This is a genomic window from Prevotella phocaeensis (assembly GCF_900065875.1).
GTDB classification, from domain to species: domain Bacteria; phylum Bacteroidota; class Bacteroidia; order Bacteroidales; family Bacteroidaceae; genus Prevotella; species Prevotella phocaeensis.
On record NZ_LT160625.1, the window covers coordinates 120,001 to 136,756 of the forward strand.

Annotated in this window: 14 protein-coding genes and 1 tRNA gene (1 of these 15 cut by a window edge); 7 read left to right on the forward strand and 8 right to left on the reverse strand. The window is 44.2% G+C overall.

The window, feature by feature from the left end:
- A protein-coding gene (locus BN3912_RS07140) for a DUF3127 domain-containing protein (RefSeq protein ID WP_023982907.1) crosses the window boundary here: on the reverse strand, nucleotides 1-342 show its 5' portion. 93 nt of this gene lie to the left of the window's left edge; 342 of the gene's 435 nt are visible here — the first part of the coding sequence; it begins with the start codon at nucleotides 340-342; its stop codon lies beyond the left edge, outside the window.
- Between the two features lie 185 nt (nucleotides 343-527).
- On the opposite strand from BN3912_RS07140, the gene dnaN reads away from it, so the two are divergent.
- From dnaN to BN3912_RS07170, 6 genes are all read left to right on the forward strand, one after another.
- Complete coding sequence (gene dnaN, locus BN3912_RS07145) at nucleotides 528-1,652, forward strand: DNA polymerase III subunit beta (protein WP_023982908.1); 1,125 nt, start codon at nucleotides 528-530, stop codon at nucleotides 1,650-1,652.
- Nucleotides 1,653-1,679: 27 nt separating this feature from the next.
- Entirely contained in the window at nucleotides 1,680-2,534 is an 855-nt protein-coding gene (locus BN3912_RS07150) for a 3'-5' exonuclease (RefSeq protein WP_023982909.1), read from the forward strand.
- Between the two features lie 32 nt (nucleotides 2,535-2,566).
- Nucleotides 2,567-3,472: a type IX secretion system protein PorD gene (porD, locus tag BN3912_RS07155; RefSeq protein ID WP_023982910.1), complete on the forward strand. Its 906-nt coding sequence runs from the start codon at nucleotides 2,567-2,569 to the stop codon at nucleotides 3,470-3,472.
- Nucleotides 3,473-3,477: 5 nt separating this feature from the next.
- Complete coding sequence (gene recN, locus BN3912_RS07160) at nucleotides 3,478-5,142, forward strand: DNA repair protein RecN (RefSeq protein ID WP_023982911.1); 1,665 nt, start codon at nucleotides 3,478-3,480, stop codon at nucleotides 5,140-5,142.
- 1 nt (nucleotide 5,143) lies between these two features.
- Complete coding sequence (locus BN3912_RS07165; RefSeq protein ID WP_023982912.1) at nucleotides 5,144-6,826, forward strand: tetratricopeptide repeat protein; 1,683 nt, start codon at nucleotides 5,144-5,146, stop codon at nucleotides 6,824-6,826.
- A gap of 58 nt (nucleotides 6,827-6,884) precedes the next feature.
- Nucleotides 6,885-6,959 (forward strand) — tRNA-Arg (locus BN3912_RS07170).
- A 54-nt stretch (nucleotides 6,960-7,013) separates the two neighbouring features.
- Here the strand turns inward: BN3912_RS07170 and BN3912_RS07175 are convergent.
- From BN3912_RS07175 to hisG, 4 genes are all read right to left on the reverse strand, one after another.
- Nucleotides 7,014-8,468, reverse strand: coding sequence for an anaerobic C4-dicarboxylate transporter (locus BN3912_RS07175; protein ID WP_023982913.1), 1,455 nt, complete (start codon nucleotides 8,466-8,468; stop codon nucleotides 7,014-7,016).
- Nucleotides 8,469-8,907: 439 nt separating this feature from the next.
- On the reverse strand, nucleotides 8,908-9,942 hold the full coding sequence (gene hisC, locus BN3912_RS07180; RefSeq protein ID WP_023982914.1) for a histidinol-phosphate transaminase: 1,035 nt from the start codon (nucleotides 9,940-9,942) through the stop codon (nucleotides 8,908-8,910).
- Nucleotides 9,943-9,961: 19 nt separating this feature from the next.
- The gene (gene hisD / locus BN3912_RS07185) at nucleotides 9,962-11,251 is read right to left on the reverse strand and encodes a histidinol dehydrogenase (RefSeq protein WP_023982915.1); all 1,290 of its coding nucleotides are present in this window, start codon (nucleotides 11,249-11,251) and stop codon (nucleotides 9,962-9,964) included.
- 33 nt (nucleotides 11,252-11,284) lie between these two features.
- The gene (gene hisG / locus BN3912_RS07190) at nucleotides 11,285-12,136 is read right to left on the reverse strand and encodes an ATP phosphoribosyltransferase (protein ID WP_023982916.1); all 852 of its coding nucleotides are present in this window, start codon (nucleotides 12,134-12,136) and stop codon (nucleotides 11,285-11,287) included.
- 90 nt (nucleotides 12,137-12,226) lie between these two features.
- Here hisG and BN3912_RS07195 point away from each other — a divergent pair, with 90 nt between their 5' ends.
- The gene (locus tag BN3912_RS07195; RefSeq protein ID WP_004370723.1) at nucleotides 12,227-13,405 is read left to right on the forward strand and encodes an MltF family protein; all 1,179 of its coding nucleotides are present in this window, start codon (nucleotides 12,227-12,229) and stop codon (nucleotides 13,403-13,405) included.
- Nucleotides 13,406-13,578: 173 nt separating this feature from the next.
- Here BN3912_RS07195 and hisB read toward each other — a convergent pair whose 3' ends face one another.
- From hisB to BN3912_RS07210, 3 genes are read right to left on the reverse strand one after another with little or no spacing between them, the layout of a single operon-like run.
- The gene (hisB, locus tag BN3912_RS07200) at nucleotides 13,579-14,649 is read right to left on the reverse strand and encodes a bifunctional histidinol-phosphatase/imidazoleglycerol-phosphate dehydratase HisB (protein WP_004370722.1); all 1,071 of its coding nucleotides are present in this window, start codon (nucleotides 14,647-14,649) and stop codon (nucleotides 13,579-13,581) included.
- 2 nt (nucleotides 14,650-14,651) lie between these two features.
- Entirely contained in the window at nucleotides 14,652-15,575 is a 924-nt protein-coding gene (locus tag BN3912_RS07205; protein ID WP_023982917.1) for a hypothetical protein, read from the reverse strand.
- A 17-nt stretch (nucleotides 15,576-15,592) separates the two neighbouring features.
- Nucleotides 15,593-16,366, reverse strand: a complete 774-nt coding sequence (locus BN3912_RS07210) for an RNA methyltransferase (protein ID WP_004370720.1) — start codon at nucleotides 16,364-16,366, stop codon at nucleotides 15,593-15,595.
- Between the last annotated feature and the right edge of the window lie 390 nt (nucleotides 16,367-16,756).

Consider the following 16,756-nt stretch of genomic DNA (forward strand, 5'->3'; position numbering starts at 1 on the left):
TGCATCTATAGGTGCAGATCCAAATGCTGATGCGGCTGGTATGGGCTGTGCACCTTGGGTACCGACCGATGCCGGATCGACTTGACGTACATCGAATGCGCGGATGCTATTGAACCAGCGGCCGTTATATTCGTGAGCATCGATATCGAAAGAAACCATTACCTCTTGACCTATTTGGATGTTGAAGCGCTGCAATCTCTCTGCGCCGAAGACAGAGAAGACCATTTTATGTGGATAACTTTCATGGGTTTCTATCACAAAATCCTGTGCCTTCCACTCTCCACGCGACGAGACACCGCTTCTTTCCGGTAGTGCAGCAATAACTTTTCCTTGTAAATCCATCGTTTATTCCTATTTTATATTAAGTTTAAGTTTTATTGTCAAATGAATAACATTCGATTGCGAAATTAATAAAATAGTTCTAAAATACGAAACTTTTATCCTTATTTTTTGCTGTGCCCAATGCTTTTTTGTATTTTTGTACCTATTAAAAATCATTGCAACAATAACTAAAAAATAAAATACTAATGAGATTTACATTATCAAGCAGTGCACTTAACAGCCATTTGCAGACACTTGCAAGAGTAATTAACAGCAAGAATTCTTTGCCTATACTTGATTGTTTCCTGTTTGAAGTTGCAGGGGGAAAGCTGAATATTACGGCAAGTGACAGCGAGAATGTGATGAAATCGTCGGTTCAGCTCGATGAAAGCGATGCAGAAGGCAGTTTTGCTATTCCCAATAGAACCATCCTTGATGCAGTGAAGGAATTGCCGGAACAGCCGCTGACATTCGATGTAGACACATCGAACCTTACGATAAAAGTACTTTATCAGAATGGTATGTACAGTTTTACCGCACAGCATGCCGATGAATATCCGCGTACACAACCCATGCCTGACGGTGCAACGGTTGTAACAATCGATTCTGCCGTATTGAACGACAATATATCGCGTTCTTTATTTGCTACGGCACAAGATGAACTTCGGCCGGTTATGAACGGCATTTATTTTGATCTTACGGCCGATAGTCTTGCTATCGTAGCGAGCGACGGTCATAAACTTGTTCGCAATAAAAATTTTACAATCAAGAGCGATACACCGGCCGCGTTTATCCTTCCTAAGAAACCTGCAACGCTTCTTAAGAATATTTTAAGTAAAGACGGCGGCGATGTGGTCATTAAATTCGACGAACGCAATGCTGAAATTCAGTATGCCGGCGGCATTCTCTCGTGCCGACTTATCGAAGGGCGTTATCCTAATTATAATTCTGTAATCCCGCAGAATAATCCCAACTTGCTCACTATAGATCGCAGAACTTTGTTGGGTGCGCTCCGTCGTGTGTTGCCCTTTGCCAGTGAAAGCAGTCAACTTGTTCGGTTCCATCTCGAGGCAGGCAAGTTAGAGCTTACGTCTGAAGATGTTGACTTTGCAACGAGTGCGAAAGAGAACATCACTTGTGATTATACAGGGCAAACAATGAGCATCGGTTTCAAGGGCAGTTCTCTGTCGGAGATATTGACCAATCTCGATAGTGATGAGGTTACCATCCAGCTTGCTGATCCGAGTCGTGCCGGCATTATCGTACCTACAACGCAGCCGGAGAACGAAGATGTATTGATGCTTATCATGCCTATGCTTCTTAACGACTGATGTTAGGGAGCAAACAATAGTACGAAAATGAAATTAAATCTAACAAAGCCCCTGATAGTTTTCGATTTGGAGACTACGGGGCTTGATCTTGTAAACGACCATATCATACAGATTTCCTACATTAAGGTATATCCCGATGGCAAGGAAGAAAGAGAGAATATATTTGTTAATCCCGGTGTTTCGATACCGGAAGAAGTAACTCTATTAACCGGTATCGGTAATGATGATGTAAAGGATGCACCTACCTTCAAGGAAATTGCAAGCTCTTTGTGCGAAAAGTTCAAGGGGTGCGACTTTGCTGGTTATAACTCCAATCATTTCGATATTCCAATGCTTGCAGAAGAATTTCTGCGTGCCGGTATTGATTTCGATTTTGCCCATTGTCGGTTGATCGACGCGCAGACGATTTTCCATAAAATGGAAAAGAGAAATCTTGCTGCAGCTTATAAATTCTATTGTGGCCGAAAGATGGAAGAAGACTTCGAAGCCCATCGTGCCGATCAAGATACCGAGGCTACTTATAAAGTTTTGATGGGAGAATTGGATAAATATAATCCGGAGACTGCAGAGGAGCCCGATAGAGCGCTTGCAAATGATATGGATGTACTTGCCGAATTCTCCAAAAATAACGATAATGTGGATTTCGCAGGAAGGATTGTCTATAAAGATATGATTGATAAAGACGGTAAAGTGCTGACCGATAAAGAGGGAAAGCCACGCAAACAAGAGGTGTTCAATTTTGGCAAATACAAAGGTTGGGTTGTAAGCGAAGTGCTCAAGCGTGATCCGGGCTATTATAGTTGGATGCTTGCATCCGATTTTACCAATAATACCAAGCAAGTGCTTACGCGTATTCGGCTGAGAGAATTCAATAACAGATAATATACGTTCATTTGATAATCGGGTGGTCATTCATGAAGAAGCAGGTTGCTCTTTTACTTGTCTGTATTTTCTTGGGTATGCATAGTTATGCGCAAGAGTTGAATGCTACGGTTAGGATCAATCATAACCAAATTCAAGGTACGGATGCAAGTATTTTTGATAACCTGCAACAGACATTGCAGCAATTTATCAATGAAAGACAGTGGACGCATTTACAATTTCAGAGAAACGAGCGTATAACCTGTAATTTCAATATCACTGTAACCAAATACGATAATTCATCGAATATGTTTACTTGTAGGGCATTAATTCAGGCCAACAGACCGGTTTATAATGCATCTTACAACACTGTGATATACAATAATTCCGATAATGATTTTAATTTTGAATTTGCCCAATTCGACCAGATAAATTTCAATGAAGAAGCTGTGGATAATCAACTTACAGCGTTGATTGCCTATTATGCTTATCTTATTATAGGTATAAACCTCGATACTTTCTCACCTATGGGAGGCGAAGACGTGCTTCAGCGTTGTATGAACCTTACCAATAACGCACAAAACCTGAATTTTACAGGTTGGAAAGCCTTTGAGAATGACCGTAATCGTTTTGCGATTATCAACGATTATCTCGATGCTGCTATGCGTCCGTTTCGCCAATTGCAGTACGATTATTATCGTACTGGCCTCGATGAAATGTCGACCAATGCTGAACGTGGACGAAAGAATATTACGACGGCTATTGAGAATGACCTTAAGAAAAGCCACGAAAACCGCCCGTTAAGTCTGCTTCCGCAGATATGGACCGATTATAAACGCGATGAATTGGCGAATATCTATAAGGGAAAAGGTACGCAGAAAGAGAAAGAAAGTGTTTATGAAATTCTTTTTGGAATTAATGCCAGCCAAAATTCTTCGTGGGATAAGATAAAGCAATAACGAATATGTTGAGACAACTTTATATACGTAATTTTACGCTGATTGATGAGCTTGCCATTTCTTTTAATCCCGGGTTCTCCGTTATTACGGGTGAAACGGGGGCGGGAAAGAGTATCATTCTCGGCGCTATTGGGCTTTTGCTCGGTAATAGAGCTGATATGAAAGCCATTAAAACGGGGAAAGAACGTTGTGTTGTCGAAGCGCATTTTGATGTTAGTCGTTATGGAATGCGGTCACTTTTTGCGGAAAACGATATTGATTATGATGATAATGACTGTATTTTCCGTCGCGAAATCAATGCTAATGGTAAAAGTCGTGCATTCATTAATGATACACCTGTGCCTCTTTCTGTGATGCGGGAAATTGGCGAGATGCTTGTAGATGTGCATTCGCAGCACCAGAATTTGTTACTTAACAAGGAAGATTTCCAGCTCAGTGTGCTCGATATAATCGCCAATGATGATAAACAAAAGAACGATTATACTGAAACGTATAAAGATTATCATCAGGCATGTGAACAGTTAGAAGCGCTTAAAAACAATGTTGAACGAAACCGCCAGAACGAAGATTTCCTTAGGTTTCAATTCAATGAACTAAGTGCTGCTAATCTTATTGACGGGGAACAGGAAGAATTAGAGCAAGATGTTGAAACTTTAAATCATGCCGAAGATATCAAATCGGCTCTATTCGAAGCCGATCATCTCTTTTACTCCGATGACATAGGCATTGTGGATAATTTGAAAAAAGTGTCTTCGAGGCTTCACGACATAGCAAATACTTTTCCGCGTATTGGCGAAATTATCTCGCGTATCGATAGCAGCTACATCGAATTGAAAGATGTTTCGCAGGAGTTGTCTGCCTATATAGAAGATATAGACTTTGATCCTAAGCATCTTGATGAGGTGAATGCGCGGTTGGATTTAATCTATTCGCTCGAAAAGAAATACCATGCAGAGAGTATCGCCGAGTTGCTTGAACAGCAGAAGGAAATAGAGACACAGCTATCGCTGATCGACAATAGCGATGATGAACTGCGTCAAAGCCAGCTACAAGTAGAGAAGTTGCATACTCTTTGTTTAGAAAAAGCACGAATACTTACCGATATGCGAACTTCCTCTGCACATAAGATAGAAAAGGAAATGCTTGCACGATTGGTACCTTTAGGCATTCCCAATGTAAAGTTCGAAGTGCAAATAACCACTAAAGACCTTTCGGTTACGGGAGCTGATAAGGTAGCTTTTATGTTTAGTGCCAATGCTAATAGTCCAATGCACCCCATATCTCAGGTAGCTTCCGGCGGAGAAATTGCCCGCGTTATGCTTTCGCTGAAGGCGATGATAAGCGGTGCCGTAAAACTTCCTACGATCATATTCGACGAAATAGATACCGGTGTAAGCGGGCGTGTTGCCGAGAAAATGGCGCAAATTATGCAAGAGATGGGCAATCACGACCGACAGGTTATCAGCATTACCCATCTGCCTCAGATTGCTGCCCTTGGCACTACGCACTATAAAGTGGCTAAAGAAGATACACCGAACGGTACTGCCAGTCGTATGACCGTGCTCGACCGCCAACAACGTATTACCGAGATTGCTCAAATGCTTAGTGGCAGTAACGTGTCTGTAGCAGCTATAGAAAACGCAAAAACATTATTGAAAATTAAAGATTAAGATGGAACCTGTAAAAATAAACATTTGTAGAATTGTATTGTCAACAGTTGCTTTTTTCTGGTGTATGGAGGCGGGAGCGCAGTCGGCTGCCGTGCAGAAAGCTGCCAAATCTGTGTTTACGCTTACTACATTCAAGAGCGATGGCTCGTTGATAGCTTCGTCGCATGGTGTTTTTGTAGGAAATAATGGCGAAGCAGTAAGCTCATGGACACCGTTTGTCGGTGCAGACAGTGCCGTTGTGATAGATGCCAATGGTCATAAGATGGCTGTTGACGTTATGACAGGAACCAACGAAATTTACGATATCTGCAAATTTCGTGTTAAAGGAAAGACTGTTGCGGCTAAGATGGCTGCTACATCCGCAGCTGTTAATAGTAAAGTGTGGTTGGTTGGTTACTCGTTAAAGAAGCCGGAAATAATACCGATGGACATTCTCAGCGTAGAGAAGTTCATGGATCGTTACAATTATTATATTTTTACGGGAACAGCACCTGAGAATACCGTGGGTTGTCCCTTTGTAAATCAGAACGGCGAAGTGATAGGCATACTTCAGCAATCGGCCACCTCATCGGATATACATGCTACCGACGTGAGATTTGCCGATGACTTTAAGGTACAAAACGGACTCGACGTAAGCAATAAAGTTATCCAACAAACCGGTATCCGACTCGAAATGCCACGTAATGAAGAACAGGCCTTGGTACTGCTTGTCATGTCGAATCAGGGAAATCCCAAGCAATATCGGCAATACGTAGATGATTTCATACATCTGTTTCCTACATCGGTAGACGGGTACAGATCGCTTGCACAAATAGAGGTAACAGAGGGGAAATTACAGGCTGCCAACGATATAATGCAGACAGCTATTGCCAAGGTAACTAAAAAGGATGAAGCTCATTCAGAGTTCGCCAAGATAATTTACCAAGAACAAATATACCGGCGAGACTCTACTTTTACTCTTTGGACTTTAGACAAAGCGCTGGATGAGGCACAAAAGGCATACAGCATAAACCCGCAACCTGTGTATCTTCATCAGCAGGCTCAGATCATCTTTGCAAAGGGGGACTACCGGCAAGCATTAAATATCTTCACAGAACTTACTAAGACTCCGTTGCGCAATTCCGAACTGTATTTCGAGGCTGCCCAGTGCAAAATCCAACTTAAGGCCCCCCATGTAGAGGTGATGGAGCTCTTAGATAGTGCCATAGCTGCATGCCCTAAGCCGCTTACCAATATATCGGCACCCTATTTCTTGGCCCGCGGAGCCGCATACGATGATGCCGGCGAATACCGTAAAGCGCTTGTCGATTACAATCAGTACGACTCGCTTATGTATGGCAGAGCCGACTATACCTTTTATTATGCGCGTTACAAATGCGAACTTAAATTACATCAATATCAGCAAGCGCTTAATGATATTGCCCATGTAGCGTTACTTAACCGGCAGGAACCGACCTACCTTGCCGAGTTATCCTCGCTGCAGTTGCGCGTAAATCGTTATGATGATGCCATCGCAACCGCAGACCTGTGTATACAGTTAGAACCAACTTACACCGATCCATATATTATTAAAGGACTTGCCCTCATGCAAAAAGGGGATAAAGACGAAGGACGAAAGGTTCTCGGTAAGGCTAAAGAACTGGGAGATAGCCGTGCCCAAGGCTATTTGGATAAATACAAATAATCAAATAAAAATTTGGTTGTCACGATAAAAAACTGTATTTTTGCAGCCGAAAAACGGAGGTTCCGTAGCTCAGTTGGATTAGAGCAACTGCCTTCTAAGCAGTAGGTCTTGGGTTCGAACCCCAACGGAATCACCTTTTAAAATATGGTGAGGGCGTGTTAAAGTAGACTTTAAACGCCCCTTTTTGTTATATTACGTTGTAGATAATATAGGAGAGAATATAACCGACGGCAGTTGCAGTTATCACATGCACCATTCCCGGCATCATGAAACTATGGTTAAGCAGATATTTACCGATGACGGTTGTGCCCGAACGGTCGAAGTTTACCGTGGCAATATCCGATGGATAGTTGGGAATGAAGAAATAACCATATACGCTAGGTAGTACGCCAAGCAGAACCCAACCCTCTATTCCTAATTTATAGGCAAGTGGCAGCATGGCGACGACTACGGCACCTTGCGAATTTATCAGCACGCTGACAAGGAAGAATGCAATAGCGATTGTCCATGGATATGCTTCGACTAAATTGCCCAACATCGCCTGCATTTCAGTCATATAGTTAGAGAAATACGTATCTGCAAGCCATGCAATACCGTAGATGGCTACCACTGCAACCATGCCACTTTGCCATACTGCGCCGGCTACGGCTTTCTTCGGAGCCGCTTTGCAGAATATAATCATCAGTGCAGCTGCCGTTATCATCACAATTTGAATAACAAGGTTCATCTTCAAGTGTACGCTCACTTGTTGCGTAACGCCCGGATATACGATACCGGCCTTAGCCAGTTGTTTGGCACTTTCGGTTATTTCGGCACCTAATTTTATACCGGATGCGCCGTCTACAGCTTCGATCTGTGTGTACGAAGGCAACAGATTTTGGAAAATGGCAAACAGCACTATCACGGCTAAAGCGGCAAAGAAGATGTACACGGCATGCTTCGATTCTTTGGAAATCTTTTTATCTAATGTTGTTGCAGTGCTGCCATAGATGTAGGCATACTGTACGGGATCTTTAATTCTCGCTTGGAATTTCGGATCTTTATCAAGGTCTAATCCTCGATGGTACGAGCATGCTGCAGCGGCAACGATGCCGCATACACATGCCGGAATGGTAACCATAAGTACTTGGGGGATCGTTATATCGAAGCCGTTGTCGTTGGATATCGTCACGAAAGCCACCACTGCTGCGGCGATAGGAGAGCAGGTTATGCCGATCTGCGATGCCACACTGGCTATACTGCAAGGCCTTTCAGGCCGAATACCTTTCTTTAACGAGATGTCACAAATAATGGGCATCAAGGTATAGACCACATGTCCGGTTCCGACAAGTACGGTTAGAACGAAAGTAGACAGCGGGGCCAAGAATGTTATTCGTTCGGGGTGTTTTCGCAAGAGCCGTTCGGCCACTTGAATAAGCCAGTCCATTCCGCCCGATGCCTGCATTACTCCTGCACACGTTACAGCCGCAATAATAATGTAAATCACGTCGGTTGGAGGTGTTCCCGGTTTCAGACCGAACCCGAAGACCAGCAATGCAAGACCGATACCGGATATGGCTCCTAAGGCTAAACTGCCGTATCGGGAGCCTACCCATAAGGCCAATAGAACTACAAAGAGTTCTATAATCATAGTAATTGTCATAGATACATGTTGTTAATAGATACTAATATTTTTGTACAAAGGGTTTAAAAACCTTGGAAAAATAGTCATTTTTCTTTTTACTTCCAAATAAAATCGTTCGTTTTTTTATATTTTTCTTCTTATAGTGTTTATGTAGACGTGTAAAATAAGATATGTAATGCCTGTTTTTCCTTGTTCTTCGTTATGGATAAGGGCATAAAAAAGACGGTCTGTTGCTTAAACAAAAGTCATTTTTTAATGCTTTCTTTTACCGCCTGATAAATAAAATGTGCAAATCGATGAGTCAACTTTAGGGTACAGTAATTTTCTTCTATTCTCCTTGTCGCAGATAAATGCTGTTCTTGCATGATACATCTATCGCTGACAGAAGTTCGGACTATGTTCGACAGATAGTACATCTGTTATCGATAGGTGTATTTGTTGGTCGGGGTATTATGTATTATAATTGGCGGAGTGCTGCCAATAGTTCGTTGTTTTCTCCTTTGGTTCCTATCGTTATTCGTAGGCAGTTATTGCAAAGTATAATATGCGTACGGTTCCTTACAATGATGCCTTTTTCTACCAAATGGCCGTAAATAGCCTGTGCATCGGTCATTTTGGCAAGGAAGAAGTTAGCATCGGTGGGGTAAACTTTCTCGCATTGCGGCAACATGGCAAATGCCTGCAGCATACGGGTACGCTCTTGGAGCAGTGTGGTAACCCATTTTTCTACCTCGAAAGTGTCTTTCAAAGCCTCTATAGCGTGCTGTTGGGTAAGGAGATTGATATTATAGGGATACTTTACTTTATTGAACAAATCTATGATCTCGCTACTTGCGAAAGCCATGCCGAGGCGTATTGCCGCGCATCCCCACGCCTTGCTCATCGTGTTCAGAATAATAAGATTAGGATAATTTGCCAGTTCCGAGCGCAGTGGCTGCTGTGATGAAAAGTCGCTGTAGGCCTCGTCGACGATTACGATACCGCTGAACGCTCGAATAGTTTTTATAATCTCGTCTCTGTATATGTTGTTTCCCGTGGGGTTATTAGGACTGCAAAACCATATCAGTTTCGTATTCCGGTCGCAGGCTTTTAGCAGTCTGTCGGCAGTAATCTGGAAATTTTCATCGAGTTCCACCCCTCGATATTCCACGTTATTGATGTCGGCACATACTTTGTACATGCCGTATGTCGGTGCGATAGCTACCGCATTGTCTGTTTGAGGGCGGCAAAACACGCGATAGCATAGGTCTATAGCTTCGTCACTTCCATTGCCTAAGAATATATTATTGGCCGGAATGTGTTTTAATTTCGATAATCTGTCTTTTAAATCGTGTTGTAACGGATCGGGATAACGGTTGAAAGGTTTGTTATAGGGGTTCTCGTTGGCATCGAGAAACACATGTGCCGTACCTCCGTTATATTCGTTGCGTGCACTGCTGTAAGGCGCTAATTTCCAAATGTTCGGTCTTACCAATTCTTGTAAAGGTTTCATACGTTTCCCTCCTCTGCTGTTATTTCTTCAATGAGTTTATTCTTATTCGTATGGCATTTGCGTGAGCTTCCAATTGTTCATTTACTGCCATCAGTTCTACGGCGCGCCCAATAGAGGCGATGCCTTGCTCGTCGAGATGTTGAAAAGTAACTTTCCGATTAAAATTGTCTAAGTTCACACCGCTGTAAGCCAAGGCATATCCGTGGGTTGGAAGTGTGTGGTTGGTGCCGCTGGAGTAATCGCCGGCACTCTCGCATGTATATTTTCCGAGGAATACACTGCCCGCATTGACCACCTTTTCGGCTAATTTCTCGTAATCTTCTGTAGCGATAATCAGGTGTTCCGGTGCATAGAAGTTACTTAAAGCCATGGCCTCGTCTGTGTTGTGTACAAGAATAAACTTCGAGTTTTCCAGTGCTTTCTTTGCTATTTCCTTACGCGGAAGGCGATCCAACTGTGCTATGATTTCCTTCTGTACACTGTCGAGCAGTGCTTCCGATACGCTGATGAAGACTACCTGCGAGTCTGTACCGTGCTCAGCCTGTGAAAGTAAGTCGGCTGCAACGAACTCTACATTGCTTGTATGGTCTGCTATCACGCACACTTCCGATGGTCCGGCGGGCATATCTATGGCAACATCGTGCAGACTAACCTGCTGTTTGGCGGCCATGACATACTGATTACCCGGCCCAAATATCTTGTAAACCTTCGGTATAGTTTCTGTTCCGTAGGCCATGGCCCCTATGGCTTGCACGCCGCCGGCCTTGTATATCTTGCTTACACCTGCAATTCGTGCTGCCAAGAGTATGGCCGGATGCACTTTACCTTCACGGTTATTGGGTGGTGTACATAGCACTATTTCGCTGCAACCGGCTATTTTTGCCGGCACTGCAAGCATCAAAACGGTGGAAAAGAGCGGTGCTGTTCCGCCCGGAATGTATAGGCCTACTTTCTGTATAGGTATGCTCTTTTGCCAACAGGTTACGCCCTTGGCCGTTTTTACCTTTATTCCGTCGAACTTCTGTGCGGCATGGAATTTCGCTATATTGCCGTACGACAGCAACAGAGCTTCTTTTAATTCCTGCGACACCAATGTTTCAACTTCGTCGAGTTCTGCCTGCGTTACGGCAAGAGATGCCAAAGAAACGTGGTCGAACTCTTTTTCGTAGCGTTTTACGGCCTCATCGCCGTTGTTCTTCACATCGTTCAGCACCTCCGCTACCGTGGCATTGAGCCGAGAGACGTCGAGTTGAGGACGCTTGACTATGGTTTCGAAATCTTCTTCCGTAGGATATTTTATGATTTGCATCTTACTTCTACGCCTGTTAAATGAACGGTTTCGTTACAATATCATCTTTTCTATCGGCGTTACAAGTATACCTTGTGCACCGAGTTCTTTTAGTCTTCCGATGATTTCCCAAAAGCGTTTCTGGTCGAGAACGGTATGTATAGAGCACCAATCTTCATCGGCCAAAGGTATAATCGTGGGACTCTTGATGCCCGAGAGCACCTCTGTAATCTCTTTGATTTTTGCTTTCGGGGCATTCATCATTACGTACTTCTTGTCTTGAGCCGAACGCACAGCCTCGAAACGGAACAGCATTTCGTTGAGTATAGCATGCTTCTCTTTATCCATGTGCCGGTTTCCGATGAGCAAAGCCTCGCTCTCTGTCACCGTTTCCACCTCGCGCAAGTTGTTGCTTACAAGGGTAGAACCGCTGCTGACTATATCGAATATGCCGTCTGCAAGGCCTATTCCCGGACTGATTTCCACCGATCCGGTAATTACATGTATATCGGCATTGATACCGTGCTTGTTCATATATCGGCGCAAGATGTTGGGATAAGAGGTTGCAATCTTCTTACCATTGAACCATTGAAGGCCGGTGTAATCGCATTCTTTGGGGATTGCGAGCGATAATCGGCACCGGCTAAAGCCGAGATGCGAGATGACTTGTGCGTCTTCACCGCACTCCGAAAACTCGTTTTCGCCCACTATGCCGACGTCGGCCACGCCGCTTGCCACACTTTGAGGGATGTCGTCGTCGCGCAAGTAGAGCACTTCGAGAGGAAAATTCGATGATTGTATCAGCAACGTGCGCTTGCTTGAACTGATTTTGATGTCTGCTTCAGACAACAAATTCATGGTGTCTTCGAACAGACGACCTTTGGACTGTACGGCTATGCGTAGCATATTAAATCTAATTTATTCTAAAAATACTATGCAAATTTACTGTTTTCTACAGACTTACGCAAGAAATGTAGTACTTTTGTCTGTGTATTCATGCCATATAAATATTTATACATATTATTTGTAGTTGCTCTGCTTTCCGGCTGTTCCGGTAAGAAAAAGAAAGAGATGACACCGTGGGGAACCGTGATAGGCGGCGACTCTGCGGCGACAACCAATACCCGTTTCTCACTCGATGATATTGTGAATAACGGAGAAATGATTATGCTTACCATGACAGGACCGGAAACTTATTACGATTACCGTGGCCATGGAATGGGACTGCAATACCTTTTGTGTGAGAAATTTGCACAGAGTATCGGCGTATCTTTACGCGTAGAGGTGTGCAAGGATACGGCTGAAATGGTAAAGAGGCTCAATAACGGCGATGGCGATATTATTGCCTATCCGTTGCCGAAGACAGTTAAAGGCGTGAAATTCTGCGGGGCCGACAGCGATAACGGTAAGGAACAATGGGCTGTAAAGGGCGATAACGAGGAACTTGCCGACAGGCTTAATGCTTGGTTCAAGCCTGAACTGACGGCACAGGTACGGCGCGAAGAAGCCTTTCTGCTATCGTCCAAGAGCGTTACCCGCCATGTTTATTCGCCTATGCTTAACCGTTCGGGCGGTATTATATCACGTTATGATGCCTTATTTAGGCAGTATGCTCCCGTTGCACGTATCGACTGGCGGCTCATGGCGGCCCAATGTTATCAAGAGTCTACATTTGATCCGCATGCACACTCATGGGCCGGCGCTTGTGGACTTATGCAAATCATGCCGCGAACGGCGGCTCATCTTGGTCTGGCCGTGGCCGATATCTACGATCCCGAGTGCAATATTGCCGCTTCGGCGAAGTATCTGCAGGAGTTAGGGGCACATTTCAGCGATATAGAAAATCCCGTAGAACGGTCTTATTTCGTATTGGCAAGCTACAATGGCGGTTTCTTTCATATTCGTGATGCTATGGCCTTGGCACGAAAATACGGCAAAAGTCCGTACCGATGGAGTGATGTTGCCGAGTACGTACGGAACCTAAGCCGGCCGGAGTTCTATCGTGATCCGGTGGTAAAGTATGGGTATATGCGTGGTAATGAAACCGTGGACTATGTGTCGCGCATACGTGATCGTTATTTACAGTATCGCGGTGTGGCCCGCGGAGGGGGCTCCGATACCTTCGGCGGCGGCACTCCTCAACGTGCAAAGCGTAAGTATCGCTTCCATGTGTAGGCTTTTGCCTGCTCGTTTTCTTTTAATCTTATTCTGTTAAACATATCGTATGGCATCGTTGTTTGCTATGCCTAACACTGTTACATGTACCGTGTGTCGGCGACAGGCGGTACATGTATTTTTTATAAAGTTCTAAGCTGGTTCCGATAGGTGAGGGGACGAGCGCCTTCAGGCTATAAAGAGCCTTTGGTCGAAGGCAATTCATAGTGATAGATGTCGCGGCGTACAGCCATCTTCAGTGCACGTGCCAAGGCTTTGAAGATGCCCTCTATCTTGTGGTGTTCGTTGCTGCCCTCGGCTTTGATGTTGAGGTTCATGCGTGCCGAGTCGCTTAAACTCTTGAAGAAGTGGATAAACATTTCGGTGGGCATATCACCGATTTTCTCTCGATAAAAGGCCGCATTCCACACCAACCAAGGCCGTCCACCGAAGTCAAGTGCCACTTGGCATAGGCAATCATCCATAGGCAAAGCGTATCCGTAGCGCTCTATACCGCGTTTATCGCCCAATGCACGCAAGATACATTCACCAAGTACAAGGGCTGTATCTTCGATGGTGTGGTGCTCGTCTACATGTAAATCGCCCTTAACATGCACGGTCAAGTCTATCAGACCGTGCATGCCTATCTGTTCGAGCATGTGGTCGAAGAAGCCCAAGCCCGTGGATATGTCGCATTTTCCTGTACCGTCGAGGTTGATCTTTACGTAGATATCGGTCTCTTTCGTGGTGCGTTTCAGCTCTGCAATGCGCTCTCCGGCGAAGAGTATTTCGGTTATTCTATCCCAAGTTAGTTCGTTTTGGCCCAGAATGAGTGCTTTGCAACCGAGGTTTTCGGCCAACTGTCGGTCGGTATCGCGGTCTCCGATAACGTAACTTCCTGCCAAATCGTAGTTCGGATTGCCTATGTAATGTGCCAACATGCCCGTTCCGGGCTTACGCATCGGCGAATTATCTTCGGGTAGGTGGCGGTCTATCAGCTGTTCATCGAACGTAATGTCTTCGCCCCGTAGTGTCTGTAAGATGAAATTATGCACCGGCCAGAAGGTTTCTTCGGGGAAAGAAGGCGTGCCCAACCCATCTTGATTGCTCACCATAACGAAGCGGAAGTCGAGATGTTGGCGTATGAAACCGAGGTTCTTGAATACACCTTTCACGAACGTCAGCTTCTCGAACGAGTCTATTTGCTCATCTTTAGGCTCTTCGATCAGTGTGCCATCGCGGTCTATGAACAGTATTTTCTGCATGATTATATTTGTTCTTTCTCTTCTTCTTTTATGCTTTCGGCAAGTACTTTCTGCCTGTTTCGTGCCTTCTCGCGTGCCTCTATGGAGCCATACATGTAGTAAATAACCATGTAGAACCAAATATTGCCGAGTATAGATGCACAGCCTACGATGAATGAAGCAAGATAACTAAGATAAGGGAAATAGTTCGGAAGGCCGGCGGGATCACCTCCTGCTACACCTATAGCCGACTGTATGGCTGGTGAAGCGAGCATAATAAGAGGTGAAGTCACTACGGAAAGAACCACCAGATAGATGAGTTGGGCGAAGAATATCGTTGCGAAAATGAAACCATAATGGCGGTATCCGCACTTCATTATGCCGAAGAAATGCTTACGGATATGTACTTTATCGTCCATCATATACTTCATAACGAAGTAAAAGAGGGGCAGAACAAGAATGACGAATATGATAAAGAATATCAGTATATATATAATCATCTTGTAAAAGATGTAGGCGGGAGGCGTGCCATTCATTGCTACTGTTACGGCAAATACGATAAGGAATACGGTTAGAACAATACCGAGAGCGATACAAAATACGATATATGCAACGAACAGTTTTAGCATCCGGTTAAGGTTCTTGTTAAATCCATACCCGTTGAGCAGATTGAAAATGCGGGCATACAACCATACCATAGGTATCAAAGAGACTAATGACAATAGGGATACTATCGCATTCTGGGGGGTGGAATTTACCCGACTGACGAATATATAGCTTGGTAAATTGCAGAGCATGAGTGTGATCTGACCTGCCCAACAAAGCACATATAGCAACGCAGGAAGCCATGTTTGCTGTATTATTCCCTTGAAGTTGCCGACAAATAGATTAAGGGCAGCTTGGATACATGCAGAGAAGCTGCGGCTTTTATACAATTCCTTTTCCATATTGTTTATATTGTTTTCTAAAGTTTATTTATGGTTTGTCGCCTGCGGAACTCACTGCAAGCGATGGCAGTGGCAATGGCTACGTTCAGACTATCGGCGGTTTTGCGCCCTTGGGGATAGTTTGGAATGAGCAGTCTTCGACTTATTCTGCTTTTAACCGGTGCGGATATGCCGTTTCCTTCATTGCCCATGATGAGGAGTCCGTGGGGTGTGAGCGGCTCGTTGTAGATATCTTTACCATCGAGCAGTGTGCCGTATATGGGATAGTCGGTAGGCAGACTGTCGATAAGCAGGGGTATATCGGTGTACGAAATGCCGATGTGCGCCAAACTGCCCATAGAGGCTTGCACCGTTTTCGGATTGTATATATCGGCAGTATCTATGCTGCAGTAGATATGTTCGATACCGAACCAATCGGCAATGCGTATGATTGTGCCGAGATTTCCCGGGTCCTGTATGCCGTCTAAGGCGAGATAGAGCCGACGGACATCGGGAGCAATGGTCTTATTTTCTGCTTGTCGGAAGACGGCAAGTACTTCTTGCGGATGTTGCAGGAAACTTATTTTCTTCAGTTCTTCATCGGTTACGATGGCTGTTTCGGTAGTCTCAAGACATTGCCAATAGGTATTCTCGGCTTTCCATCGCGCAGTGCAGGCTATAAAAACGGCAGTCTGTGTTTTTAAGAAGTCGCTTACAATCTTGGGACCTTCGGCAACAAATACACCTTCATTGCGGCGGTTCTTCTTTTGTTCCAACGAGCGAATGTACTTTATCTTGGCTTTGCTTATCATTAGTCTTGCAAAGGATAGCGCAAATAAAATATGATTATAGTTGGTTGAGGTTATAGATATTGTGCCTATCCGTTGCAAAGGTACGAAAAAGTTGAGAGTTATAGTCAGGGTATTTATACTTTTTTATGCAAAAAACAGAAACATGTTGTCTAACATAGATTTTTATTTGTCGGTGATATTTAAACTTTATACCTTTGCTACTGTTATCCTGAATACAATCTTTTTACCTTAAAAAGTGAACTAATACTTATTGGAATTGATGCCTGCCTCTGTGAAGAGCCGGGCATTTGTTTTATATATGGCGGTTACGGAATATAGAAGTGTTTCGCTATTTTGTCGGTTCTTCCACTCCTGTTTTTTCAATGTGTTTCTTGTTTCTTTGTTGTTGGG